We start from the raw sequence: 23,089 nt of genomic DNA, 5'->3' as shown, positions 1-23,089 counted from the left end.
CTAACAACTAAGCACCAAGCACTATTCCAGATGAACATCTTCCAATATCCATCCCAGCCGGAGTGGGCGGCGCTGCAGCAGCGGGCGGCCCAGCAGCAGGCCCAGAACGTGGAGCAGCGCGTGCAGCAGATTTTCGAGGACGTGCGCCAGCGCGGCGACGCGGCCCTGCTCGACTACGCCCGGCAGTTCGACGGGGCCGACCTCGCGGGCGGTTTGCGCGTGGGGCACGAGGAGCTGGCTGCCGCCGCGGCCCAGGTGCCTTCGGAGCTGCAAACGGCCATCCGGCAGGCGCACGCCAATATTCTGCGCTTCCACAAAGCGCAAATCCCGCAGGAGGAGCGGGTAGAAACCATGCCGGGCGTGACGTGCTGGCGGCGGGCGGTGCCCGTGCAGCGCGTGGGCCTCTACATTCCGGGCGGCACCGCGCCGCTGTTCAGCACCCTACTGATGCTAGGCGTACCGGCCCGCCTGGCCGGCTGCCCCGAAATCGTGCTGTGCACCCCGCCCCAGAAGGACGGCTCGGTGAACCCCATCATCCTGTTCACGGCGCAGCTGCTGGGCATTACTACCATCGTGAAAGCCGGTGGGGCCCAGGCCGTGGCCGCCCTGAGCGGCGGTACCGACTCGGTGCCGGCCGTGGACAAGATTTTCGGGCCCGGTAACCGCTACGTGACGGCCGCCAAGCAGTTGGCCACCCGTTACGGCGTGGCCATTGATATGCCGGCCGGCCCCTCGGAAGTATTGGTTATTGCCGACGAATCGGCCACGCCGGCCTTCGTGGCCGCCGACCTGCTCAGCCAGGCCGAGCACGGCCCCGACTCGCAGGTTATCCTGCTGTCCGACTCCCTATCGATGCTGGAGCAAACCAAAACCGAGGTGGAGCGCCAGCTACGGGAGCTGCCCCGGGCTGAGGTGGCCGCCCAAGCCCTCACCGAAAGCCGCGCCATTCTGCTGCGCACGCCGGAGGAAATGCTGTACTTCTCGAACCAATACGCGCCCGAGCACCTGATTCTGGCCGTAAAAAATCCAGAGCAGCTTGCCGAAGGCGTGACCAACGCCGGCTCCGTGTTCCTGGGCCACCTCACCCCGGAAGCCGTGGGCGACTATGCCTCGGGCACTAACCACACGCTGCCCACCAACGGCTACGCCCGCAACTACAGCGGCGTGTCGCTGGATTCGTTCCTGAAGAAAATCACCTTCCAGCGCCTCACGCCTGAAGGCCTGCTAAACGTGGGTCCCGTAGTAGAAACCATGGCCGAAGCCGAAGGCCTCCGTGCCCACGCCCGCGCCGTAACCCTCCGCCTGGAAGCACTGGCCGGCGGGGAGGAATAAGTATAGGATAACAGTAGAACGTCATGCTAAGCTTGTCGAAGCATCTCTACCGGAGGTACTCCTATTGCATTGCAACGAAGCGGTAGAGATGCTTCGACAAGCTCAGCATGACACTTTACAAAATCCGTGAAATCCGAATAATCCGTTTAAATCCGTGATTCATGTTCAACCTCGATAGCCTCGTACGCCCCAACCTGCGGGATATGAAGCCCTACTCGTCGGCCCGCGACGAATTTCAGGGCGAGGCCCAGGTCATGCTCGACGCCAACGAGAACAGCCTCGGCAGCGCCGGCCCCGACCAGTTCAACCGCTACCCCGACCCGCTGCAGCGCGCTGTGAAGCAGGAGCTGGCCCAACTTAAAGGCGTGCGCCCCGAGCAGATTTTCCTCGGCAACGGCTCCGATGAAGCCATCGACCTGCTGGTGCGCCTCACCTGCGTGCCTGGCCAGGATAGCCTGCTGATCCTGCCCCCCACCTACGGCATGTACGAGGTGGCCGCCAACCTGAATGATGTGCGCGTAGAGCGCCTGCAACTGACGCCCAATTTCCAGCTCTCGCCCGAAATCGTGGCCGGCGTGCTGGCTTCGGATGCCAAAATCGTGTGGCTCTGCTCGCCCAACAACCCCACCGGCAACTTACTCCACGCGGAATACATGGAGGAAATTCTGCGCGGTTTCCGCGGGCTGGTAGTGGTAGATGAGGCCTACGCCGATTTCGCTGCCGCCCCCAGCTGGACCACCCGCCTGGCCGAATTCCCTAACTTGGTGGTGTTGCAAACCTTCTCTAAAGCCTGGGGCTTGGCCGGTCTGCGCCTGGGTATGGCTTTTGCCTCGCCGGAAATCATCGGCTACCTCAACAAAATCAAGCCGCCTTACAACGTGTCGGAAGCCACGCAGCGTTTCGCCCTGCAGGCCCTGCGCGACGCTGACCGGTTTGAGGCGCTGCGTGAGCAGTTGCTCCAGGGCCGCGACTGGCTGCAGGAGCGCCTGCCCGCGCTGCCCATCGTGACAGAGGTGTTTCCCTCGGATGCCAACTTCCTGCTGGTTCGTTTCCACCCCGATGCCACGGCTGTGTATGATTTCCTTGTAGCCCGGGGCATCATTGTGCGCAACCGCACCACCCAGCCCGGCTGCGCCGGCACGCTCCGCCTCACCGTGGGCACCCCCGCCGAGAACGAGCTGCTGCTCCAGGCCTTACGGGAGTTTGTGTAACACCAAGCTCCAGCTTGGTGACGGTAAGAACATTCACCAGTTGGAACTTGCCACTGTAATTGTTCAACGACCTGCCAAGCTGGAGCTTGGCATTACAACCCATGAAAAAAGTACTCTTCATTGACCGCGACGGGACCATCCTCATCGAGCCGCCGACGGATTTCCAGGTGGACGCGCTGACGCGGGAAAAATTTCAGTTTGTGCCCGGGGCCATCACCGGCCTCTCGCGCATTGCCCGCGAGCTTGATTACGAGCTGGTACTGGTGAGCAACCAGGATGGCCTCGGCACCGAGAGCTTCCCAGAAGATACCTTCTGGCCGGCCCACACGATGATGCTCGACGTGCTGCGCTCGGAAGGAGTGGAGTTCGTGCGTGAGCACATCGACCGGAGCTTTCCTCACGAGAACCTGCCCACCCGCAAGCCCGGCACCGGCATGCTCACTCAGTACCTGGGCGAGGGCAGCGGCTATGACCTCAAAAATTCCTTTGTCATCGGCGACCGGCTGACCGACGTGGAGCTGGCTCAGAACCTGGGCTGCCAGTCCATCCTGCTGAAGCCGGAAGGGGAGGCAGACGAGCGCGCCGCGCTGACCACCATGAGCTGGGAAAAAATATACCAGTTTCTGCGGCTGCCTGCCCGCACCGCCGTGGTACAACGCGACACGAACGAAACCAAAATCAGCATCGAGCTGAACCTCGACGGCAACGGCCGCCCCGAGATGCACACCGGTCTGGGCTTCTTCGACCACATGCTCGACCAGCTCAGCAAGCACTCGGGCGTGGACATGAAAATCACCGTGCAGGGCGACCTGCACATCGACGAGCACCACACCATCGAGGACACGGCTATTGCCCTGGGTGAAGCTTTCACCCAGGCCCTGGGCGACAAGCGCGGCCTGGCCCGCTACGGTTTCCTGCTGCCCATGGACGACGTGCTGGCTCAGGCCGCCATCGACTTCTCGGGACGCCCCTGGATTGTGTGGGATGCCGAGTTTAAGCGCGAAAAAGTAGGGGATATGCCCTGTGAAATGTTTTACCATTTCTTCAAGAGCTTCTCCGACGCCGCCCGCTGCAACCTCAACATCAAAGCCGAGGGCCAGAACGAGCATCACAAGATTGAAGCCATTTTCAAGGCTGTAGCCAAGTCCATCAAAATGGCTCTGGTGCGCGACGCCGGCCGCATGGAAATCCCCAGCACGAAAGGCATTTTGTAGCTTATCCATTTGTTTAAACAAATGGATAAAGAGTTGGTTTTGCGTGATTTGTACGCATAACTGTCATCCTGGCTGAAGCGAAGATCCTTACACCTTGCACCGATTCGTGCTACCGTAACAAGGCTCTGGGTTCCAGCCAGGATGACGATTTATAAGCAGAACTCATTTAAACATCTGTTTAAACAAAAGGGTAAACGACGTCCTTCACTCTATATGTTCAAATGAAAATAGCCATCATTGATTACAAAGGCGGCAACGTGCAGTCGGTGCTGTTTGCGCTGGAACGGCTGGGTGTGCAGGCCACGCTCACGGCCGACCACGACGTGATTCGCCGTGCTGATAAGGTGCTGTTCCCGGGCGAGGGCGAGGCTGCCTCCGCCATGCGGGAGCTGCGGGCCCAGGGCTTGCACGAACTGCTGCCCACGCTCACGCAGCCGTTCCTGGGCATCTGCCTGGGCATGCAGCTGCTGGGCCGCCACACTCAGGAGGGCGGCGGCACCGAGCTGCTCGGGATTCTCCCGTTCGACGTGGTGCGGTTCCCAGCCACGCCGGAGTATAAAGTGCCGCACATGGGCTGGAACAACCTGCAGGCGTTGCGCGGTCCGCTGTTCGAAGGCTTGAGCGCCGAAGACTACGTGTACTTCGTGCACAGCTACTATGCCCCGGTGGGTGAGTACACCATTGCCGAGGCCGCGTATCCCGCGCCGTTCAGCGCCGCCGTGCAGCACGAGAACTTCTACGCCGTGCAGTTCCACACCGAAAAGAGCGGCCCCGTTGGCACCCGCATCCTGGAAAACTTTCTCAAGCTGTAAGCCCTGTCTGTCATCCTGAGCGGAGCGAAGGACCTTATTACGTTGTAACGATTAGTTCTGGTGTGATAGGGCCCTTCGCTCCGCTCAGGATGACAGGTGACTGTCCTTAAACCTAACATGGAAATCATTCCCGCTATTGACCTCATCAACGGCCAGTGCGTGCGCCTGACGGAGGGCGATTTTGCCCAGCAGACCACCTACGATGCCGACCCGCTGGCCGTGGCCCAACGCTTCGAGGCCGCCGGCGTGAAGCGCCTGCACCTGGTGGACCTCGACGGCGCCCGCGCCAAGCGCCCCGTGAACCTGCCTGTACTGGAGCGTATTGCCCGCCACACCAGCCTGCACATCGACTTCGGGGGTGGGCTGCAGAGCGAGGACGCCGTGCGCCAGGCCTTCGACGCCGGTGCCCGGCAGATTACCGCCGGCAGCATTGCCGTGCGCGAGCCTGAAACCGTGAACGGCTGGCTTCATACGTTCGGGGCCGACCGTATCATCATTGGGGCTGATTACCGCGACAACCACATTTCCATCAACGCCTGGGCCGAGCAGAGCGAGCGGACCCTGCGCGAGTTTGTGGAAGGCTACCTGGCCAGCGGAGCCACCACCTTCATCTGCACCGACGTGAGCAAGGACGGCAAGCTCCAGGGCCCGTCGCTAGCTACGTACACTGAGCTGCGCGAGCAACTGCCCGCCGCCCGCCTCATTGCCAGCGGCGGCGTAACCACCCTAGCCGACGTGGAGGCCCTGGCCGCCGTGGGCATGCACGGGGCTATCATCGGCAAAGCCATCTACGAAGGTACCATCACGCTGGAGCAGCTGCAGCCCTGGCTATGATTTCGTTTATAGTTGTCAGTTGTTTGTTGCTTGTCCACTCTCGATGTAGTCAGCCGGCAATCAACCATACAATCACTGACAACTGATAACGAACAACTGACAACTAAAAACCAAGCATGCTAACCAAACGAATCATACCCTGCCTCGACGTGAAGGACGGGCGCACCGTGAAAGGGGTGCGCTTCGAGGGCCTGCGCGACGCGGGCGACCCGGTGGCCCTGGCCGCCCGCTACGCCCGCGAGGGGGCCGACGAACTGGTGTTCCTCGATATCACCGCCACCAACCAGAAGCGCGCCACGCTGGTAGCTCTGGTGCGCGACGTGGCCCGGGAGCTGGACATTCCGTTCACCGTGGGCGGCGGCATCGGCACCGTATCCGATGTGGAAGCCCTGCTGATGAACGGAGCCGACAAAGTGAGCATCAACTCGGCCGCTCTGGCGCGCCCCGAGCTGATTGACGAGCTGGCCGCCCGCTTCGGCTCCCAGTGCATTGTGGTGGCCGCCGATGCCCGTTACCACGACGCCGACGGCTGGCAGATCTATACCCGGGCCGGCACCCACAACACCGGCCGCGACGCGGTGCAGTGGTGCCGGGAAGCCGCCGAGCGGGGCGCAGGCGAAATCCTGCTGACTTCCATGAGCAACGACGGCACCAAGGACGGCTTCGCGCTGGACATCACCGGGGCCGTGAGCCGGGCTGTATCGGTGCCGGTGGTGGCCAGTGGGGGGGCGGGTTCCAAACAGGACTTCACGAACGTGTTCCAGCAGGCCCACGCCGACGCCGGCCTTGCCGCCAGCATCTTCCACTTCGGCGAAATCGGCATCCGCGAGCTGAAAGAACATCTGCGCCAGGACGGCATTGCCGTACGGCTGTAATTTTAGTTGTCAGTTGGTAGTTGTCCGTTGTCAGTGTATTGACTGCTTGAACCTGTACTAACAACTGACAACTACCAACTAACAACCAGAACCAATGGATTTTGCCAAAATGCCCGATGGGCTGATTCCGGTGATTGTGCAGGATGCCCACACGGGGCAGGTGCTGATGCTGGGCTACCAGAATGAGGAAGCGCAGCGTGTCACCCGCCAGACGGGCCGCGTGACGTTCTTCTCCCGCTCCAAGCAGCGCCTCTGGACCAAGGGCGAAACGTCCGGTAACTACCTCACTGTGGTGAGTGAGCACGAGGACTGCGACCAGGACGCCCTGCTCATCCTGGCCCGCCCCGACGGCCCCACCTGCCACCGGGGTACCACCAGCTGCTTCGAGCAGCCCCAACAGACGCGCTACCCGGCCCCGGCCGTTAGCTTCGTGGCGGAACTGGAGCGCCTGGTGCAGCGCCGCCACCAGCACCCCGACGAAGACCCCAAGTCATACACCGCCTCCTTGTTCCGCAAGGGTATGCCCATAATCGCCCAGAAAGTGGGAGAGGAGGCCGTGGAAACCGTCATCGACGCGGTGGGCGGTAACCTGGAAGGCCTCAAAGGCGAGGCCGCTGACCTGCTCTATCATTTGTTGGTACTGCTGACAGCTTCTGGTTTGTCCCTGGAGGACGTGGTGGGTGTGCTCAAGCAGCGCCACACTACCATTTCCGGCGGGGTGCGGCGGGAGTAGCGGCTGTTACTTTCCTTGTAGATACACGCAAAACGCTGCCAGTGCCTTATCAGGTGCGGGCAGCGTTCTTCCATTTCTTCAACCGAGGGAATGCTTGCCTATGCATTTGGGTTTAAGGCTGCTTGTCATCCAAAAAAGCAGGTAGGCGAATGCCATCAATGAACCTTGAAATCCTAGAAGCCATAACAAGGCAATAAGCATAAGTATAGCAAGCAGCCACACTATTATACGTTCCATATTTCCAGCGGCCTGCGGGCCATATCCCTGATCAATAATCTTACCCCTCCTGACTTTGACTTTAAAGATCTATAACCTGATAGAGTAGCTGTTGAACCCATCTGTTCGGCCGCTTTTGCGTATGGGCTGATACCGTGCCCAAAACCTTGCGTACCTTGCGCCCCGTTTTACCCCTCTGTTTCTATGCCTGCTGCTCCCGACCGCGCCGCTTATCTCGCCTCCCAAAGTCTGACGGTACTGGTACCCGTGTATAATGAAGAAGAAAGTCTGGGGCAGTTTGTGGTGGAGATGGATAAGTTCCTGGCCCAAACGCCCGTGCCGACCACCGTACTGTTCGTGAACGACGGCTCCACCGACGGTTCCCTGGCCATTCTGCGTGAGGTGTGCCGCCTGAAGCCTCAGTACGAGTTCATCAGCCTGAGCCAGAACCGGGGCCTGAGCACCGCCGTGAAAGCCGGCATCGACCACGCCCGCACCACGCTCATTGGCTACATCGACTCCGACATCCAGACGACCCCGCTTGATTTCCTGACCTTCTTCGAGTTCTTTCCGGAGTTCGACATGGTGAACGGCATCCGGGCCAAGCGTCAGGATACGTTTGTCAAGAAGATGTCGTCGCTGGTAGCCAACACCGTGCGTCGCACACTCATCAACGACGGAATTCAGGACACGGGCTGCCCGCTCAAAATTATCAAAACTGAGTACGCCCGCCGGATTCCGCTGTTCCACGGAATGCACCGCTTTTTGGGGGCGCTGGTGCAGCTGCAGGGTGGTAAGGTAAAGCAGCTGCCGGTGCGTCACTTCCCGCGGTTTGCGGGCACGGCCAAGTACAACCTCTGGAACCGGGCCTGGAAGCCGCTGGTAGATACCTTCGGGTTCCGCTGGATCCGGAGCCGCTGGAAGAACTACGAAATCGGGGAGGCCCACCGCCAGGACGCCGGTGTGGCTGCCGCCCAGTAACCCCGAGGCGCTATGACGACGCAAACCGTTGCCCTGGGCATTGGGCTGGTGTCGCAGCTGCTGTTTTCCAGCCGCATTGTGCTGCAGTGGATTCAGAGCGAGCGGGCCAAGCGGGTACTGGTACCCACCTTGTTCTGGCAAATCAGCCTGGTGTCTTCGTTTCTGATGATTGTGTACGGCATCCTGCGCCACGACCCCGTCATCCTGGGGGCGCAGCTCATCAGCTACGCCATCTACATCCGCAACCTACAGCTGCTTAAGGAGTGGGGCAAGCTGAATCCCTGGTTCCGGGCCGGGGCCTACGTGTTTCCGGTAGCTATGCTGGCGTGGTTTGTAACTGGCAACCAGCACTTCAGTCTGCGGGCTATGCTGGGCAGCCGGATTCCGGCGGGTTTGCTGGCGCTGGGGGCCGTAGGACAGGTGATTTTCCTGCTCCGCTTCGTGTATCAGTGGATTTATTCCGAGCGAAAAGGGGAATCCTCTCTGCCTCTGAGTTTCTGGGTGATTAGCTTCGTGGGCTCGGTGTTGATTCTGGTGTATGCATTTCTGCGCTGGGATGCGGTACTCATTATCGGCAATGTGTTCGGGACGGTAGTGTACGCCCGCAACATTGTGCTGCTGCGCCGGGAGCAGCGGGGTGGGGCAGCCGCTGAGTCAGCTGCCGGAGCAAATCAATAGGGTAGGATAACCCTGATCAGCTGCCCGCGTGTGGAGGGGCTTAACGTGCAGTGCCTTGCTGTGTGGCCTGTGGCGGGCAGATAAACGTTTACTCTCCGGATCAGCTGTCACACCGGCCGGCTACGTAGCTGGCGTATACGCAACTTTGTTTAACCACTCAACAAATTCGGCCAGCCCCTCGGCCAGACTGGTCTGGGGGGCGTAGCCGAGTAGGCGCCGGGCCTTGCTGATGTCAGCGTAGGTTATGTCTACGTCGCCGGCCTGCATGGGCTGAAATGCCAGCTCTGGCTCCACGCCCACGGCCGTCCCTACGGCCGCAATCAGGTCCAGCAGGGATATGGGTTGGCTGTTACCCAGGTTAAGCGTTTCGTATACTCCCGAGTGCTCCAGCAGGTACTGTACGCCCCGGGCAATGCCATCCACCGTATCCGAAACAAAGGTATAGTCACGGGCCGTGGTGCCGTTGCCGAAAACGGGGATGGGCTGCCCGTCCTGCAACAAGCGCACGAACTTATGGATGGCCAGATCGGGGCGCTGCCGGGGGCCGTATACGGTAAAAAACCGGGCATTCAGCACATCCAGCCCGTACAGGTGATGATAGGTGTAGGTGAGTTGCTCGCCGCTCAGTTTGGAAGCCGCGTACGGGGAGATGCACGTGGCCAGCAAGTTCATGTCTTCCCGAAAGGGGTGCGCCGGGGTGTTGCCGTATACCGAGGAGGAAGAAGCGAAGAACAGCTTCTGAATATCCCGGTGGCGCATCCATTCCAGCAGCGTTGTGGTACCCAGCACGTTATTTTCCAGGTAGCCCATGGGGTCTTTCACTGAGGGACCTACCCCGGCCTTGGCGGCCAGGTGTACTACCACCTCAACCGGATCGGCGGGGAGAGCATCAACCACCGCATCCAGGCCGTGGCGTAGGTCAGCTTCGTGGAAGCTGAACCGGGGGTGGGCCAGGCACAGGGCCAGGTTTTGCTGCTTGTAGGCCCGGTCGTAGAACGGGTCAAAATTATCGAGGCCCACTACGCGGTGCCCGTCGTGAAGCAGCCGCTCAGCCAGATGCGAGCCAATAAAGCCCGCGCAGCCCGTTACCAGAATGGATGCCATGCGTAAGATGCAGGGAGGGGAGAAAAGTGAAATGCCCCCCGAAGGGAGGCCGCAAAGGTAAACGGAATTACCCGGCGCCGGTTATCCTGCGTATAGCCTGCCTACCGGGCCTGCAGGTGTGTTCTTAGCCGGGCTACTTCTTTCGGTCTTATCTGGTTTCGTCAGCTGCCTCGTATATGCATCCGCTGCTCTCTACCCGACTTTGGTCTTGTCTCCTGCTCCTGGGCGGGCTGATGGGGGGAATCGTTCCTTTGGCGTATGCGGCCAGGCCTGCGGGGGCGGAACCCGCCCCCCGTAGCCGCTCCCCCCTGGTTATCGGTCACGCAGGCTCGGGCTTTTTCCGGCCACTGTTCAACCCGCTTCCGCCCAGCAGCCTACGCAGTATTGCCCGGGCCTTGCACCGTGGAGCCGATGGGGTGGAAGTGGATATCCGCCTCAGCCAGGATAGCATTCCGGTGCTTTACCACGATAATACCCTGGAATCCATGACCACAGGGCAGGGGTGTGTGAGCCAGACGCCGGCAGCCTCCCTTCGTCAGCTCCGGTACCGTGGCGGCTGGCCCTACGACTGGTTTCAGCACGAAAAGCTGGTGACCTTTGAAACCCTGCTCCGGTATTTAAGCCAGCAGCCCCGGTTTCCTTACCTCCACCTGGATTTGCACGAAGATGATGCCTGTAACGGGGGGGATGTGGCTCGTAGCCGGGCGCTGGCCCGGCGTCTGCAGGAATTGCTGGTCCGCTACCGGGTGCCTGCCGGGCGGGTGCTGATTCTGACCAACCGGGCCAGTACCCTAACATATCTGGGGCAACTGTTGCCTGCCGTCTCGCTGGGATTTGAAATGAACAACGAGTTTGCCACCGACCTGGCCACGCTGCGTGAGCTGCCCGGAGTGGGGGTAGCCGTCATGCACAAAGACAAAATTACGCCTGAGCGCTCCGCTCAGCTGCACGCTATGGGTCGGGAGGTGGTGGTATTCGGCGGCCGTTCGCTCCGGGCCGTTAGCCGCGTTGTGGCCACTCAGCCCGATGCCTATCAGGTGGATAACATCCGTCACCTGCAGGCCGCGTTGCGGCGCTAGGTGCTGTATGGTGCTGTATTGGGTACGCCGCGTGTAGTTTAGCCCATCATATCCCCAACACAGCCCAAACAGACGAGACCCGGGCCCATGCCAGGTTGTTTGTTAGACTCTTACCTTCTTGTATGTTACTACCACAACTGGTGGCGTCCCGGTGGGGGCGTTTAGCCGTCGTGCTGCTGGTGTGTGCCAGCAGCTTCTTTGTTCATGCTGATGCGCCGGCGGTCAGTCTGATGGAGGCCCGGAACTTTGTGGCCGCCCGGGAGATGGTGGCCGGGGGCTCCTGGCTGATTCCAACCATGAACGGAGAGCTGCGCTTGGCTAAGCCCCCGCTGCCCACCTGGGCCGTGGCCACTCTGCAACAACTTACTGGTCCTACCACCCAGCTAGGTCTTCTGCGTCTGCCGGCGGCGTTGGCTGCCACCCTGTTGGTCCTTTTTTTCTGGGGGCTGGCCCTGGAGCTTACCCGCACCCAGGCCGCCGAAGTCTCTGCGCCGGGCCGAACAGCCTGGTTGGCGGCGTTGGTGCTGGCCAGTAGCCTGCTGGTCATTACCACCGGACGGGAAGGACAGTGGGATATTTTTGCCAACAGCCTGATGGTAGGAGGGGTATGGCTGCTGGTACGGGGCTGGCAGCGCCCACAAGGCTTTGGCTCATGTATAGGAGCTGGCGTGCTCATGGGGCTAGCCATCCTGAGTAAGGGGCCTGTGCCCGTGTACGGGGTCTTGCTGCCGTTTCTGGGGGCTTATCTGATCAGGCAGCCCCATAACCGCCAACTGGTGGCCCGGCGCGCCAAGGCTACGGCGGCTGCCGCACTGCTGGCGCTAGGCATCGGCGGCAGTTGGCCGGTCTACATCTGGATGCACGTAGCCCCCGTAGCCCGGCAGGTAGCACATACCGAAATGTCGTCCTGGGCCGACCGCCATGTCCAACCCTTCTGGTACTACTGGTCCTTCTTTGCCTTTACCGGACTGTGGGCTTTGGTCGCCTTAGCATCGTTGGTTGTGCCGTATGCCCGTCCTCGCCTACGCGCCTTCATCCCGTATCTACTGATCTTTGCCTGGGTAATGGGGGGGCTGCTGCTGCTGAGTATCGTGCCCGAAAAGAAAGAGCGTTATATGCTGCCGTTGATGCCGCCGCTGGCTTTGCTGGTAGCCGGACTTCTGCGCTATTGGGAAGCGAAGCCAACCACCTCTCTCTCATCACCCGACGGGTGGTTGCTGCGGGGGTGGGGGTGGCTATTGGCCACTCTGTGCGTTGCCCTGCCCGTAGCAGTACTCCTGGTACACCTACCGGGGTTTGAGCCCAGCGGACTACGCTTTTTGAGCGTAAGCATCGTATTTGTGGCCCTGGCGGTGGGGGTAGTACTGCAACTGTTGCGGGGGGTACGGCCGGGGGGACTTATCGTAGCAACGTTGCTGATAACGAGTGCTGTGCTAGTGCTGTTAATGCCTGTTTACCCGGCCTGGGAATCCCGCCACGCCACAGCTGGGCTGCGTCATATGGAAGAGGTAGCAGACCGTCCGGCGTTTGCTCAGGTCCGGCAATGGCGCAGCCTGGATACCTTACACGTAAAGCAGGTCTGGCTGGCTGGTAGGGCAGTGCCGGTTTGGCATCCTACCAGTGCTGCGCTGCAGCAGCTAAAAGCTCCGGTAGTCGTTGTGGCGGGCTCTGCAATACACAAGAAGTTGCCGCCAGAATGGGCCCGTTGGGTCCGCATCAGCCAGCAAGATAGTTTTTGGCTTGGCCGAGATACAAAATCCGGCTACTGGTTGATAAGTCGATTAGATCCAATTTGATAATTAGCAGCATAGCTGATAATGATTTGTATTTCAAGTAATTAACTAAAACCCAGCTTAACATAATATATCAATGACATAGGATAGATTAAGATAACAAAAAGAGTCCGTCATTACCACGGCAGGAGAGTACCGTGGTAATGACGGACTCTTTTTGTTGGTAAGGCATCAATCAGATGGTTAAGCGTCGCCGTATCTGCCTTAACAGAACTTCTACTACGTCCAGGTCTTCCGCTTCCTGAATAGTAAGGTGGGTATCAATTCCTGGCCCTTGGATGCGGATTGAGAAAGGAACCTCTGTTTCCGGTGCTGCTTCCCGGTTTCCACCGTTAGCGCTACTTGGTATAGGAGCAACCGAGGGACGTAGTGAATTCACTGGTGCTGAATTGGTAGCAGAGCCTGCAATGTGGTTGGAATTGCTGCCCGCGGTTGTGCCCTGCGGTATAAAGACAGCCTCAGGACCCTGATGATAGGAAAGTTCCTCTGCTCCAAGCGAAGAATCATCTTCCTCCAGATCATCGGTATCTAAACCAAACAGGTTAGAAATAGCATCCTGAGTACGCGGGGGGGCTGGTACGGTTGGTATATAAGTACCCTGTGAAGATATACTTGACGCGGTTGGCGGTGGAACAGAAGCAGGTGTTGATGCTGCGGGTGTCACTGCTGGGCTAGATATTATCGAATTGCCCCGGAACAAATTTGGTGGCATCTCTCCAGGGCTCAGCTCCTTTCTGGGAGTCTGTTGGGCTGCCAGCTGGTCAATGTCGGCAATGAAATTGTTTTCATCCAGAATCCCGGCCATACGTGCTCCGTCAATAAATGCTTTGGCTACTCCCTGGGCATTGATTTCTTCTACGCCAAATTCACGGATTAGCATTACATCAAACATATGGACCGGCAGTTCACGGTTCCGGAACTTACGGCATATCTGATTGAACATAGGAGGGTGCAGAAAGGCCTCACGATGGTAAATCCGCTCTTCCTGTTTGTCGTAGGCATGCTTAATGCGGCGGAACAGGTTTGTAGTTGTCAGGAACTCTCGTTTACTGGTGAGCAGACCGAACTTGACGGCCGACCCAATAATTGCTTTAAAAGAGCCACTTACTTTTCGGTTGAGCTTGCGAGCAGCTGTTTCAATGGCGCATTTACCTCCGGTATCATCAACTACTTCAGCTACTTCCCAAGCACCTTGGTAAGAGGTCCGAGGGTAGTCTATGGTCTTCGGCATAAACGGGTTGTTAGGTGTAGATGGCTAGTGTAAATATACGATATAGGTAAGCATGAAAACAAGTATAAGAGCATATAATAGTAGTACAAAGTATTAAAAAGTTCAACTATTATATACCTTTTGTACTTAAATATACTTTTTAAGACATTAATATGCTATGACTTTAAATATTATATAATAATACCCTCTATCGTAGGGGGCCTGGGGTGATAGGGGGGTGGTTGACCCGTCGATTAGTCTATTTTAATTAGCTACAGGCTTATATCCTCTTGTATTTGATTGCTAGCTCCTCATTTAACCTGCGTCTGATAGACCCACTGCTATGACTGTTATTTCGTCAATCATTCAATCCTAGTATTCTTAATCAATGGGATTTATCATAATCCATCGATTAAGTAAACCAGCGCACCGATATTCACTGTAGATGAGAAGGGTAGGAGCTTCCTTCAACCTTGTCATTACCAAACAACATATTCCCAACCTATGACCCTGACGCATCTCAATTAACAACTACGCTGTTATCAGTTAGCTTTCTGATGCAATCCAAACCGACTGTTTCATTCCCGTTCAAGCTCACTATCTACTATGCTCGGTTACTTGCTTCTCATAATGCAACCTGAGGCAAAAACTGATGCTACCTAAGCTACTTCTGAAATCTCAGGTGTGGACTAGTTGACGTTGACGAAATCAAACAAGGAATTGTCTGTGACAGCTTAAACTGTACTTGGCAAAGTTTGTGCACCGGCAAGATTTCGGAATTATATTTCGCTTACTTTTTATAAGTTATTGTCAGGCCAAGCTTCCGGATTCCATATATCCTATTAGCAACTGATGGCTTAACATATAAGTATTAGAGTTACTAAACCTTGAATACAACGTCAAATTCTTCAGATTTGCCTGGAACAAATGCCGCCGTACAAATCATTAGTACCCTCCATCAGTAGTTATTTTGGTTGGCACAACACGACCTATCAGCCAAATAGTAGATACACTGACAAACGCCAGAAAAACATATCCTCTGATTAATCTGCTCGTATATATTTATGTCTTATAATTTATATTATGTTAAGTAATGTATTCAAAAAACAGCCAGATCATATGACCCGGCTGCTTTTACTAACTCCCCCACTATATGGGAAGCATTGTTGCTTTCTATTTTTTTAGTCCTTCAAGCTTGGCATTCATTCGCTCTGAATCAGCAGTGCGACCTACGCGCAGATACGCTTTTTGCAAAGACGATATCGTTGACCGATCATCGGGTTGAATCTGCAGTGCTTTTTCAAAGTACGGAATCGATTCTTGGAAGAATTTCTTTCCGTCCGCCTCATACTTCTTGCCACTCTTCTGATACTCCGCCAGGCTCATTTTACTGGCCTTAGTGAATAGATCAGCACCTTTATTATAATTATACACGCCCAGGTTGAAGTTAGCGTCGAAGTTGCTCGGATCTACTTCTACTGCTTTCCGGTACGCTTCCAGTGCTTTAGCAGGCTGCTTGTCCTGGTCCAGAATCGACCCTTTTACTGCGTATAGATTGGAATTGGTGGGGTCAGCGGCAATGGCGCGGTCAATTTTATCGAGAGCTTCTTTACCGCGGCCGGCACTGATGTACATGTTCAGCTCCTCCAGCATAAAGCCCTTGTTGGTTGGGTAGGCAGCCAGCGCATCCTGTACCGCTTTCATAGCGGCATCATTGTCTTTTTCCTGGCGGGCAATCTGAAGCAGACGGCCGTACATCTGGGGCGACTTATAGCCGATACCCTGAAGCTTGCTGTACATCTCTTTGGCACCCGCAAAGTCCTGGTTAGCCTCAGAAGCATAGGCCGCATACAGATACGCTGTGGAGTCCTGCGGACGAATCTGCTGGGCCATCTTATACGATTCAATTGCCTTAGCGAAGTCTTTGCCATTGTAGCTTTCTACGCCGGCGTTCAGGGCTAGCCCATACAGGCCGTCCAGCTTGGCCGTGGCCATTTTGCCGTACTCACTGTCTTTCCCTTCCAGGCTAACTGCCTTGGAATAAGATTCAAAAGCGGTTTTAGTTCCCTCACCGGCAGGCAACGCCTTCCCGTAAATGGGACTAGCCACCATGCCTTCGTAGATTTCACCGCGCGTATACCAGGTTTTGGCTTTACCCTGAGTTTTCTCATTCGTAATAGCCTTATCTATTTCGGTACGAGCCTTATCCAGCGTGCCCTGGCGCTGGTAAAGAATAGCATTGGTAACAGCCGAGTTCTGGGCGGATGCCGTGTGGAGTGCGGCAGCGGCCACGAGAGTCAACAGAGTCTTCTTCATGGGAGTTTTACTGAAGAATGTACAGGTAAAGTGAAAGGAATTGCAAGACAAACGGCAGAACCCGTTTCCGAGTTCTGCCGTCGCAAGTTAATTAGCGCTGATTAAATCCGGGTCCGTAAGGTCGGTCAGGTCTGTATCCGGGGAAGCCGCCGGACCTTCGCCTTGCGGGGACCCGTTCGGGTCCGACGCCGTAAACAGGTCCGTATCCGCGTCTGCTTCCTTCTCTTCCGCCGCCACCTTAGCCACCGAAGATATTTCGTCGCCGGAACTGATTTTCAGCAGCCGCACGCCCTGGGTAGCCCGGCCGATGCTACGCAACTCACTCATGCGCAGGCGGATGGTGATGCCGGACTTGTTGATAATCATCAGGTCGTCGGCGTCGCTGACGGATTTGATGGTTACCAACTGGCCGGTTTTGTCGGTGAGCTTCATGGCCCGCACGCCTTTACCGCCGCGGTTGGTGATGCGGTACTCCTCCAGCGGGCTGCGCTTGCCGTAGCCGTTTTCGGAAACTACCAGCAACTCATCCTGACTGTCTTTATCAATGCACACCATACCCACTACCCGGTCGTCGGCCATTTCCTCAGACAAGGTGATACCACGCACCCCGGCGGCCGTGCGGCCCATGGAGCGCACTTTCTCCTCGGGGAAGCGCACGGCCCGACCGGAACGCAAAGCCAACACCACCTCCGAGTTGCCGTTGAGCAGCTGCACGTCGAGCAGCCGGTCGCCCTCGTTGATGGTAATGGCGTTGATGCCGGCGGTACGGGGGCGCGAGTAGGCCTCCAGCGGCGTTTTCTTCACGGTGCCCTGCTCGGTGCAGAACATCAGGAAGGTGTTGTCGAGGTAGTCCGGGTCGCGGAGGCCGCGTACGTTCAGCACCGAGCGCACGTTGTCTTCGCGTGGAATTTCGATGAGGTTCTGAATGGGCCGGCCCTTGGTGTTCTTCCCTCCTTCCGGCACTTCGTACACTTTCAGCCAGAACACACGGCCGGCCTCGGTGAAGAACAGCAGGTACTCGTGGGTGGTGGCCACAAACAGGTGCTCCGTAAAGTCATCCTGCTTGGAAGCCGCCCCGCGGGCCCCTACTCCTCCCCGACCCTGTGCCCGGTACTCATCCAGCGCGGTGCGCTTGATGTAGCCCTCACGGGAGATGGTAATCACCATGCTCTCGTCGGCAATCATGTCCTCCATGGAGAAGTCGCCGCCGGCGTACTCGATGCTGGTGCGGCGGGCGTCGCCGTAGCGGTCCTTGATGTCGATGAGCTCCTGGCGGATGATGTCGCGCTGCATCTCATCGGAGGCCAGCACGGCTTTCAGGTGGTCAATGAGCTGCATCAGCTCGTTATACTCCTGCATCAGCTTGTCGCGCTCCAGGCCGGTGAGGCGCTGGAGGCGCATATCCAGAATGGCGCGAGCCTGCACCTCACTCAGCGAGAACCGCTCGATGAGCTGGGCGCGGGCCACGTCCCCGTCGCGGGAGGCGCGGATCAGGGCAATTACCTCATCCAGGTGGTCCAGGGCAATGAGCAGGCCTTCCAGGATGTGGGCGCGCTTCTGGGCTTCGGCCAGCTCGTAGCGGGTGCGGCGCACCACCACGTCGGCCCGGTGGTCCACGAAGTGGTGGATCAGATCCTTGAGGTTGAGCGTCATGGGCCGGCCTTTCACCAGGGCCACGTTGTTCACGCCGAAGGACGACTGCAGTTGGGTGTACTTGAACAGGTTGTTCAGCACCACCGTGGGCATGGCGTCGCGCTTCAGGTCATACACGATGCGCATCCCGTCCCGGTCTGACTCGTCGCGCAGGTCGGCAATGCCCTCGATTTTTTTCTCGTTGATGAGGCCGGCCGTCTTCTCAATCATCGAGGCCTTGTTCACCATGTAGGGAATTTCGGTCACGACAATCTGCTCCTTGCCGGAAGCGGTGGTTTCGAAGTGGGCTTTGGCTCGCATTACCACCCGGCCCCGGCCGGTTTCGAAGGCCTGCTTTACGCCCTCGTACCCGTAGATGATACCGCCGGTGGGGAAATCAGGAGCCGTTACGTGCTCCATCAGCTCGGCAATGGTGATGTCGGGGTTGGCCAGGTAGGCTACGATGCCGTCCACCACTTCGGTGAGGTTATGGGGAGCCATGTTGGTGGCCATACCCACGGCAATACCGGTAGTGCCGTTTACCAGCAGGTTCGGGAATTTAGCCGGCATCACCGACGGCTCCTCCAGGGAGTCGTCGAAGTTGGGTTGGAAATCCACGGTTTCCTTGTCCAGGTCACCCAGCATTTCGTCGGCCAGGCGCTTGAGGCGGGCTTCGGTATAGCGCATAGCGGCCGGCGAGTCGCCGTCGATGCTGCCGAAGTTCCCCTGCCCGTCCACCAGCGGGTAGCGCAGGCTCCAGTCCTGGGCCATGCGCACCATGGTGTCGTACACCGAGGAGTCGCCGTGGGGGTGGTACTTACCGAGCACCTCCCCCACGATACGGGCACTCTTCTTATAGGATTTGTTGTAGGATACGCCCAGCTCGGACATACCGTAGAGTACGCGCCGGTGCACGGGTTTGAGGCCGTCGCGCACATCGGGCAGAGCCCGGGAGATGATAACCGACATCGAATAATCGATGTAGGCCCCACGCATCTCATCTTCAATGTTTATCGGAATGATCTTTTCGCCTTCCGCCATAGGGAGCATGTAGTCGGCTGTAGCGCCCCATAAAGAGGAGCTTCACAGCCCGTGAGAGTGAACTTTATGAAGTCTGCAAGATAGGCAAAAAAACCCGCTTTACCTAGGTAAAAACCCAATTTAGGGGCTACTTCAGGGTCTTGCTCCGGTCGTTGTTATGCTTGCCGGTTTCCTGCTTGTGCACCTTGATTTTCTCGCCGATGGCCGGGTTCTGCTTCTTGAACCAGGGCTGACCCCGAAACTTATTGCCGCCGTGCAAATGCACCTTGCGGGTGTGGCAGGATTCGATGGGACAGGTGCGGCAGGAAGCGGCCAGCGCGAGGACCAGCACGGGCAGCCAAAACCGGGAGAACGGGAAAGAAAAACGCATGGGGTAAAGATAGGAATTAGGATCGGGCCACATCCTGCCCCTCCCACTCGCGCAGAAACTGCTGCAGGAACTGCTCCATAAAGGCGTGCCGCTCCTCTGCCACCCGACGGGCGGCGGGCGTGTTGAGCCGCTCGCGCAGGTGCAGCAGCTTCTCGTAGAAATGGTTAATGGTGGGGGCCGTGTTCTGCTTGTAGCTCTCGAAGGTAGCGTGCTCCACCGGCGGCACGGCAGGGTCGTGTAGGGGGCGACCTTTGTGCCCTCCGTAGGCGAAGGCCCGGGCTACGCCAATAGCCCCAATGGCATCGAGGCGGTCGGCGTCCTGCACCAGCTCGCCTTCGATAGAGCTCATGGGCGTAGCTACCCCGAGGCCCTTGAAGCTGATTTCGCGGATGATGGCCTCCACGCGGGCAATAACCGCCTCGGGGGCCTGCTGGCTTTCCAGCCACTGCCGGGCTGCCCGGGGGCCCGCTTCCTCGTCGCCGTCGTGGAATTTCCAGTCGGCCACGTCATGGAGCAGAGCGCCCAGCTCCGTAACCAGCGCATCGGCCCCGGGCGTGTTGTGGGCCAGGGCCCGCGCCACCTGCCACACCCGCCGGATGTGGGCCCAGTCGTGGCCGGAACCTTCGTGCAGGAATTTCTCGCGGATGAACTCGGCAGTACGAGTAATAAGAGGTTGTTCGGAAACAGAAGACATGCGGGCAGAATTGTTTCAGGCAAAGATATTGTCTTCCGGGCCTTGGCACCCACTTGCCGAAAGCGCAAGCAGGGCGGGAATTATTACAGCCGGTTTCGTCGTTGCTGCGTATATTGCCGTCAAATGACGAGCAAAAGTTATTCAAATGACAGTTCTTCGTAAAACAGCAGTGGCCAGCATGGTGGACCTGATGGGTGGTCCGGCCGTTATTCCGCAGCTGGTGCGCAACGAGATGGACCTGCTGGGCGTGGCCATTGAGGGCCTCTCGGTGCGGGCCATACGGGTACTGCAGCAGCATCTGGGGTTTTCCAACAAAGAAATGAGCGTGGTACTGGGCGTATCGGAAAGCACCCTGGCCCGGCGCGAACAAAGCCGTAAACCTCTCACCCTGGACGAAGGCGAAAAAGCCATTCAGCTTTCGGCCGTGCTGGCCAAGGGCATGGAGGTGTTTGAGGATGAGGAAGACCTGCACTTCTGGCTGAACTCCCCGGTGCCGGCCCTGGGCGGCCGCAAGCCCAAACACCTGCTCCATTCCGTTATCGGCCGCAACCAGGTGCAGGATGTGCTCGGCCGGATTGAGCACGGGCATTTTTCGTAGGCATTTTCTTAGGCTATTAGCTGGTAGCTGTTGGCTGTTGGCTTTTCCATCAGGCACGATGCTATCAGCTAATAGCTACCAGCCAATAGCTAACAGCTCACTAAAAACATGCTGCTATACCGGCTGGGCAAGGCGCCTTACATTTCGGATACCTCCGGGCAGGGAGGCTTATACTACGGAGGGCGCTGGCACAAGATAGGCCACCAGATTCTGTACACGGCCGAGCATCTGTCGTTGGCGAAGCTGGAGGTATTGGCCAACTCGCCGGTACTGCCGCGCAATTACTTCGCCCTTACCCTGGAAATTCCCGACGGCCTGCCACTATTGCAAATTGATGCTGCCGACCTGCCCGCCAACTGGCAGCAGGTACCCTACCCGGCTGAGCTGGCCGAAATCGGGCAGGCCTGGCTGGAAGAGGGCCGGTACTGGCTGATGCGGGTGCCCTCGGCCCACGCGCCGTCGGAGTGGAATTACCTGTTCAACCCACTGCATCCCGACCACATCCGGCTGCTACGCACCATCAGCCTGGAGCCCCACCCCTTCGATACCCGCCTGAAATAAGCTCCCGGCAAGTCCAGCCATCCGGAGCCCAGGGCTTGACAACGCAATTGGATATACCCGGTTTTTTTCCGAAATTATCCGGGCAAGCCCTACCCGGGCTGCCTTGCCCCGTATTCCTTTCAGTGCCTATGCCCTAAACCTGTACTGCCAGCTTTTTCCGTCACTTCTTACCACTGCCTCATATGAACTGGTTAAGAAGCATGGTGCGGTCTGCCGTCTGTATTCTCCTGCTCACTGGCTGCGCGTTGTCCGTGGAAGCTCATCCCGGAAAACATAGTGAGGAGGCTGTTTCGGCCGCTGTGTTAACGGCCCGGGCCTCGCTGCGGAGTTTATTGGATACCCGCAAGCTGGGCCCGGCGGCCACGTACCAGGCGCTGGGCCTGACGGGTGGGGCCGTAGCGCACACATTTTACGCGCGGCACGATTTTACCACCCACTGGGTGGAAGACGCCGGCTGGAACTCACAGGCCCGGCAGGCACTGGCAGTGCTGGGCCGGGCCGCCGAAGTGGGCCTGGACCGAAATTGCTACGCCTGGGCCGATTTACAAAGTTTGCCGGATTCTCTGCGGTTAAATGAAGCTAGCGGCCGCGGACAACAGCTGGCCCTTTCTGAGCTGCGCCTTACGGATGCACTGCTGCAATATCTGCTGCACCTGCAACGAGGCCGTCTGCAGCCAAACACCCTTATGCAGGCGCCCACCGATAGTGTTACGGCCGTGCGGGTGGCTGAGCAGCTCTATGAAGCCTTGCAAGCGCCCGACCTATCCGCCGCCCTGCTGCGCCATCAGCCCCTGGGGCGGGGGTACCGACTGCTGCAGAAAGCCTGGGCCAGCGCGTTGCACGCCTCGGCTGCTGACTCCTTGCGCCTGATGCAGGACACCACCGCCGGATTCCGCCGGGTAGCCTTAAACCTGGAGCGCCTGCGCTGGGAACCCGCCGCCGACTCGGAGTATGCTATTGTCAATATCCCGGCCTACCGTCTGCAGCTGATCCGCAACGGACAGGTGCTGCGCACCCATAAGGTGATTGTGGGCAAGCCCGACATGCCTACTCCGGTGCTCAGCAGCCGCATTGCAGTGTTTGTGGTGGCCCCGGAGTGGCGGGTTCCCTACAGCATTGCAGTACGGGAGTTTCTGCCGGAACTACAGCGCGACCCGAGCTACCTCTACGACAACCACTACCGCCTCTACGATGGCCGGGGCAAGCTCATCAACCCCTGGCGCGTGAATTGGCAGAAGATGACTCCGGAGAAATTCGCCTATGCTATCCGGCAACGGGCCGGCACGTTCAATGCCCTGGGCAACGTGGTATTTTACTTTCCCAATCAGCAAACCGTATTTCTGCACGATACGCCCGCCCGCAGCGCTTTTACCCGCCCCGACCGGGCCCTGAGCCACGGCTGCGTGCGGGTAGAAAAACCGCTGGCCCTGGCCGAGTATCTGCTCCGGCGTGAGAGCCGGGCCCCGGAGCTGACAAGTATGTTCCAGGGCGTACGAACCCACGAAAAGCAGCGCTTCGATCTGCAACGCAGTCTTCCAATTTATCTGCGGTACTATACCTGCGAAACCGATAAGGGCAAGCTGGTTTTTCTGCCGGACATTTACCACCAGGACGCGGCCCTGGCCCTGGCATTATTTGCGCAATAACCTGGGGGGGGGAGCAGCTATATTATTAACTGGGTGGTGGTCTAAGCTGTGGTGCATCGTCGGTTGTGCTCGTCAATGACGAGTTGAATGCGCACGTGGTGCATGGCCAAGCAGCGACTGAACGAGCAGGTCTTGCGCACCAGCACGGCGCACCGTTGG

At 58.3% G+C, this 23,089-nt stretch carries 20 protein-coding genes; 14 read left to right on the top strand and 6 right to left on the bottom strand.

What is annotated here, in order from left to right; genetic code table 11:
* Positions 1 to 30 precede the first annotated feature (30 nt).
* The 9 genes from hisD (at position 31) to EI290_RS17355 (ending at position 8,886) form a co-directional block, all read left to right on the top strand.
* Positions 31 to 1,332 carry a histidinol dehydrogenase gene (gene hisD, locus EI290_RS17395; RefSeq protein WP_125432945.1) on the top strand — a complete coding sequence of 434 codons (1,302 nt, stop codon included), beginning with the start codon at positions 31 to 33 and terminating at the stop codon, positions 1,330 to 1,332.
* Positions 1,333 to 1,493: 161 nt separating this feature from the next.
* A complete protein-coding gene (gene hisC / locus EI290_RS17390) occupies positions 1,494 to 2,543 on the top strand; it encodes a histidinol-phosphate transaminase (protein ID WP_125432944.1) in 1,050 nt (349 codons plus the stop codon).
* Between the two features lie 101 nt (positions 2,544 to 2,644).
* Positions 2,645 to 3,757 carry a bifunctional histidinol-phosphatase/imidazoleglycerol-phosphate dehydratase HisB gene (gene hisB, locus EI290_RS17385; protein ID WP_125432943.1) on the top strand — a complete coding sequence of 371 codons (1,113 nt, stop codon included), beginning with the start codon at positions 2,645 to 2,647 and terminating at the stop codon, positions 3,755 to 3,757.
* A gap of 221 nt (positions 3,758 to 3,978) precedes the next feature.
* Positions 3,979 to 4,569 carry an imidazole glycerol phosphate synthase subunit HisH gene (gene hisH, locus EI290_RS17380; RefSeq protein WP_125432942.1) on the top strand — a complete coding sequence of 197 codons (591 nt, stop codon included), beginning with the start codon at positions 3,979 to 3,981 and terminating at the stop codon, positions 4,567 to 4,569.
* Between the two features lie 117 nt (positions 4,570 to 4,686).
* Positions 4,687 to 5,403 (top strand): 1-(5-phosphoribosyl)-5-[(5-phosphoribosylamino)methylideneamino]imidazole-4-carboxamide isomerase, encoded by a 717-nt coding sequence (gene hisA / locus EI290_RS17375; RefSeq protein ID WP_125432941.1) that lies wholly within the window; start codon positions 4,687 to 4,689, stop codon positions 5,401 to 5,403.
* Between the two features lie 116 nt (positions 5,404 to 5,519).
* Entirely contained in the window at positions 5,520 to 6,278 is a 759-nt protein-coding gene (gene hisF / locus EI290_RS17370; RefSeq protein ID WP_125432940.1) for an imidazole glycerol phosphate synthase subunit HisF, read from the top strand.
* 94 nt (positions 6,279 to 6,372) lie between these two features.
* On the top strand, positions 6,373 to 7,011 hold the full coding sequence (hisIE, locus tag EI290_RS17365; RefSeq protein WP_125432939.1) for a bifunctional phosphoribosyl-AMP cyclohydrolase/phosphoribosyl-ATP diphosphatase HisIE: 639 nt from the start codon (positions 6,373 to 6,375) through the stop codon (positions 7,009 to 7,011).
* A gap of 420 nt (positions 7,012 to 7,431) precedes the next feature.
* Positions 7,432 to 8,208: a glycosyltransferase gene (locus EI290_RS17360; protein ID WP_125432938.1), complete on the top strand. Its 777-nt coding sequence runs from the start codon at positions 7,432 to 7,434 to the stop codon at positions 8,206 to 8,208.
* A 12-nt stretch (positions 8,209 to 8,220) separates the two neighbouring features.
* The gene (locus EI290_RS17355; protein ID WP_125432937.1) at positions 8,221 to 8,886 is read left to right on the top strand and encodes a lipid-A-disaccharide synthase N-terminal domain-containing protein; all 666 of its coding nucleotides are present in this window, start codon (positions 8,221 to 8,223) and stop codon (positions 8,884 to 8,886) included.
* 120 nt (positions 8,887 to 9,006) lie between these two features.
* On the opposite strand, the gene EI290_RS17350 is transcribed toward EI290_RS17355, so the two are convergent.
* Positions 9,007 to 9,990 carry a GDP-mannose 4,6-dehydratase gene (locus EI290_RS17350; RefSeq protein WP_125432936.1) on the bottom strand — a complete coding sequence of 328 codons (984 nt, stop codon included), beginning with the start codon at positions 9,988 to 9,990 and terminating at the stop codon, positions 9,007 to 9,009.
* A gap of 233 nt (positions 9,991 to 10,223) precedes the next feature.
* On the opposite strand from EI290_RS17350, the gene EI290_RS17345 reads away from it, so the two are divergent.
* Positions 10,224 to 11,069, top strand: coding sequence for a glycerophosphodiester phosphodiesterase (locus EI290_RS17345; protein WP_185817056.1), 846 nt, complete (start codon positions 10,224 to 10,226; stop codon positions 11,067 to 11,069).
* A 122-nt stretch (positions 11,070 to 11,191) separates the two neighbouring features.
* Positions 11,192 to 12,865, top strand: a complete 1,674-nt coding sequence (locus EI290_RS17340; RefSeq protein WP_125432934.1) for an ArnT family glycosyltransferase — start codon at positions 11,192 to 11,194, stop codon at positions 12,863 to 12,865.
* 172 nt (positions 12,866 to 13,037) lie between these two features.
* Here EI290_RS17340 and EI290_RS17335 read toward each other — a convergent pair whose 3' ends face one another.
* The 5 genes from EI290_RS17335 to EI290_RS17315 form a co-directional block, all read right to left on the bottom strand.
* Positions 13,038 to 14,093 (bottom strand): hypothetical protein, encoded by a 1,056-nt coding sequence (locus EI290_RS17335; RefSeq protein ID WP_125432933.1) that lies wholly within the window; start codon positions 14,091 to 14,093, stop codon positions 13,038 to 13,040.
* Positions 14,094 to 15,245: 1,152 nt separating this feature from the next.
* Positions 15,246 to 16,388, bottom strand: coding sequence for a tetratricopeptide repeat protein (locus EI290_RS17330; RefSeq protein ID WP_125432932.1), 1,143 nt, complete (start codon positions 16,386 to 16,388; stop codon positions 15,246 to 15,248).
* Positions 16,389 to 16,475: 87 nt separating this feature from the next.
* Positions 16,476 to 19,061, bottom strand: a complete 2,586-nt coding sequence (gene gyrA / locus EI290_RS17325; RefSeq protein WP_125433046.1) for a DNA gyrase subunit A — start codon at positions 19,059 to 19,061, stop codon at positions 16,476 to 16,478.
* A 127-nt stretch (positions 19,062 to 19,188) separates the two neighbouring features.
* Positions 19,189 to 19,431, bottom strand: coding sequence for a hypothetical protein (locus tag EI290_RS17320; RefSeq protein WP_125432931.1), 243 nt, complete (start codon positions 19,429 to 19,431; stop codon positions 19,189 to 19,191).
* 16 nt (positions 19,432 to 19,447) lie between these two features.
* Positions 19,448 to 20,125, bottom strand: a complete 678-nt coding sequence (locus EI290_RS17315; RefSeq protein WP_125432930.1) for an HD domain-containing protein — start codon at positions 20,123 to 20,125, stop codon at positions 19,448 to 19,450.
* A gap of 145 nt (positions 20,126 to 20,270) precedes the next feature.
* Between EI290_RS17315 and parS the strand changes: the two genes are divergently transcribed.
* From parS to EI290_RS17300, 3 genes are all read left to right on the top strand, one after another.
* Positions 20,271 to 20,723, top strand: a complete 453-nt coding sequence (gene parS / locus EI290_RS17310) for a type II RES/Xre toxin-antitoxin system antitoxin (protein WP_125432929.1) — start codon at positions 20,271 to 20,273, stop codon at positions 20,721 to 20,723.
* A gap of 108 nt (positions 20,724 to 20,831) precedes the next feature.
* Positions 20,832 to 21,284, top strand: a complete 453-nt coding sequence (locus EI290_RS17305; protein ID WP_125432928.1) for an RES family NAD+ phosphorylase — start codon at positions 20,832 to 20,834, stop codon at positions 21,282 to 21,284.
* Positions 21,285 to 21,583: 299 nt separating this feature from the next.
* Complete coding sequence (locus tag EI290_RS17300) at positions 21,584 to 22,930, top strand: L,D-transpeptidase family protein (protein WP_221766276.1); 1,347 nt, start codon at positions 21,584 to 21,586, stop codon at positions 22,928 to 22,930.
* Positions 22,931 to 23,089: the final 159 nt, after the last annotated feature.

Origin of the sequence: Hymenobacter metallilatus (genome assembly GCF_003944705.1) — a bacterium.
Taxonomy (GTDB): Bacteria; Bacteroidota; Bacteroidia; order Cytophagales; family Hymenobacteraceae; genus Hymenobacter; species Hymenobacter metallilatus.
This window is presented reverse-complemented; position numbering and strand designations above follow the sequence as displayed.

Bases quoted from the DNA above. Each gene is read 5' to 3' on its own strand.
- EI290_RS17335 (WP_125432933.1), bottom strand. From the start codon at position 14,093: ATGCCGAAGACCATAGACTACCCTCGGACCTCTTACCAAGGTGCTTGG.
- EI290_RS17355 (WP_125432937.1), top strand. From the start codon at position 8,221: ATGACGACGCAAACCGTTGCCCTGGGCATTGGGCTGGTGTCGCAGCTG.
- EI290_RS17330 (WP_125432932.1), bottom strand. From the start codon at position 16,388: ATGAAGAAGACTCTGTTGACTCTCGTGGCCGCTGCCGCACTCCACACG.
- hisIE (WP_125432939.1), top strand. From the start codon at position 6,373: ATGGATTTTGCCAAAATGCCCGATGGGCTGATTCCGGTGATTGTGCAG.
- gyrA (WP_125433046.1), bottom strand. From the start codon at position 19,061: ATGGCGGAAGGCGAAAAGATCATTCCGATAAACATTGAAGATGAGATG.
- EI290_RS17350 (WP_125432936.1), bottom strand. From the start codon at position 9,990: ATGGCATCCATTCTGGTAACGGGCTGCGCGGGCTTTATTGGCTCGCAT.
- EI290_RS17305 (WP_125432928.1), top strand. From the start codon at position 20,832: ATGCTGCTATACCGGCTGGGCAAGGCGCCTTACATTTCGGATACCTCC.
- hisH (WP_125432942.1), top strand. From the start codon at position 3,979: ATGAAAATAGCCATCATTGATTACAAAGGCGGCAACGTGCAGTCGGTG.
- hisB (WP_125432943.1), top strand. From the start codon at position 2,645: ATGAAAAAAGTACTCTTCATTGACCGCGACGGGACCATCCTCATCGAG.
- hisF (WP_125432940.1), top strand. From the start codon at position 5,520: ATGCTAACCAAACGAATCATACCCTGCCTCGACGTGAAGGACGGGCGC.
- EI290_RS17360 (WP_125432938.1), top strand. From the start codon at position 7,432: ATGCCTGCTGCTCCCGACCGCGCCGCTTATCTCGCCTCCCAAAGTCTG.
- hisA (WP_125432941.1), top strand. From the start codon at position 4,687: ATGGAAATCATTCCCGCTATTGACCTCATCAACGGCCAGTGCGTGCGC.
- parS (WP_125432929.1), top strand. From the start codon at position 20,271: ATGACAGTTCTTCGTAAAACAGCAGTGGCCAGCATGGTGGACCTGATG.
- hisD (WP_125432945.1), top strand. From the start codon at position 31: ATGAACATCTTCCAATATCCATCCCAGCCGGAGTGGGCGGCGCTGCAG.
- EI290_RS17340 (WP_125432934.1), top strand. From the start codon at position 11,192: ATGTTACTACCACAACTGGTGGCGTCCCGGTGGGGGCGTTTAGCCGTC.
- hisC (WP_125432944.1), top strand. From the start codon at position 1,494: ATGTTCAACCTCGATAGCCTCGTACGCCCCAACCTGCGGGATATGAAG.
- EI290_RS17345 (WP_185817056.1), top strand. From the start codon at position 10,224: ATGGGGGGAATCGTTCCTTTGGCGTATGCGGCCAGGCCTGCGGGGGCG.
- EI290_RS17315 (WP_125432930.1), bottom strand. From the start codon at position 20,125: ATGTCTTCTGTTTCCGAACAACCTCTTATTACTCGTACTGCCGAGTTC.
- EI290_RS17320 (WP_125432931.1), bottom strand. From the start codon at position 19,431: ATGCGTTTTTCTTTCCCGTTCTCCCGGTTTTGGCTGCCCGTGCTGGTC.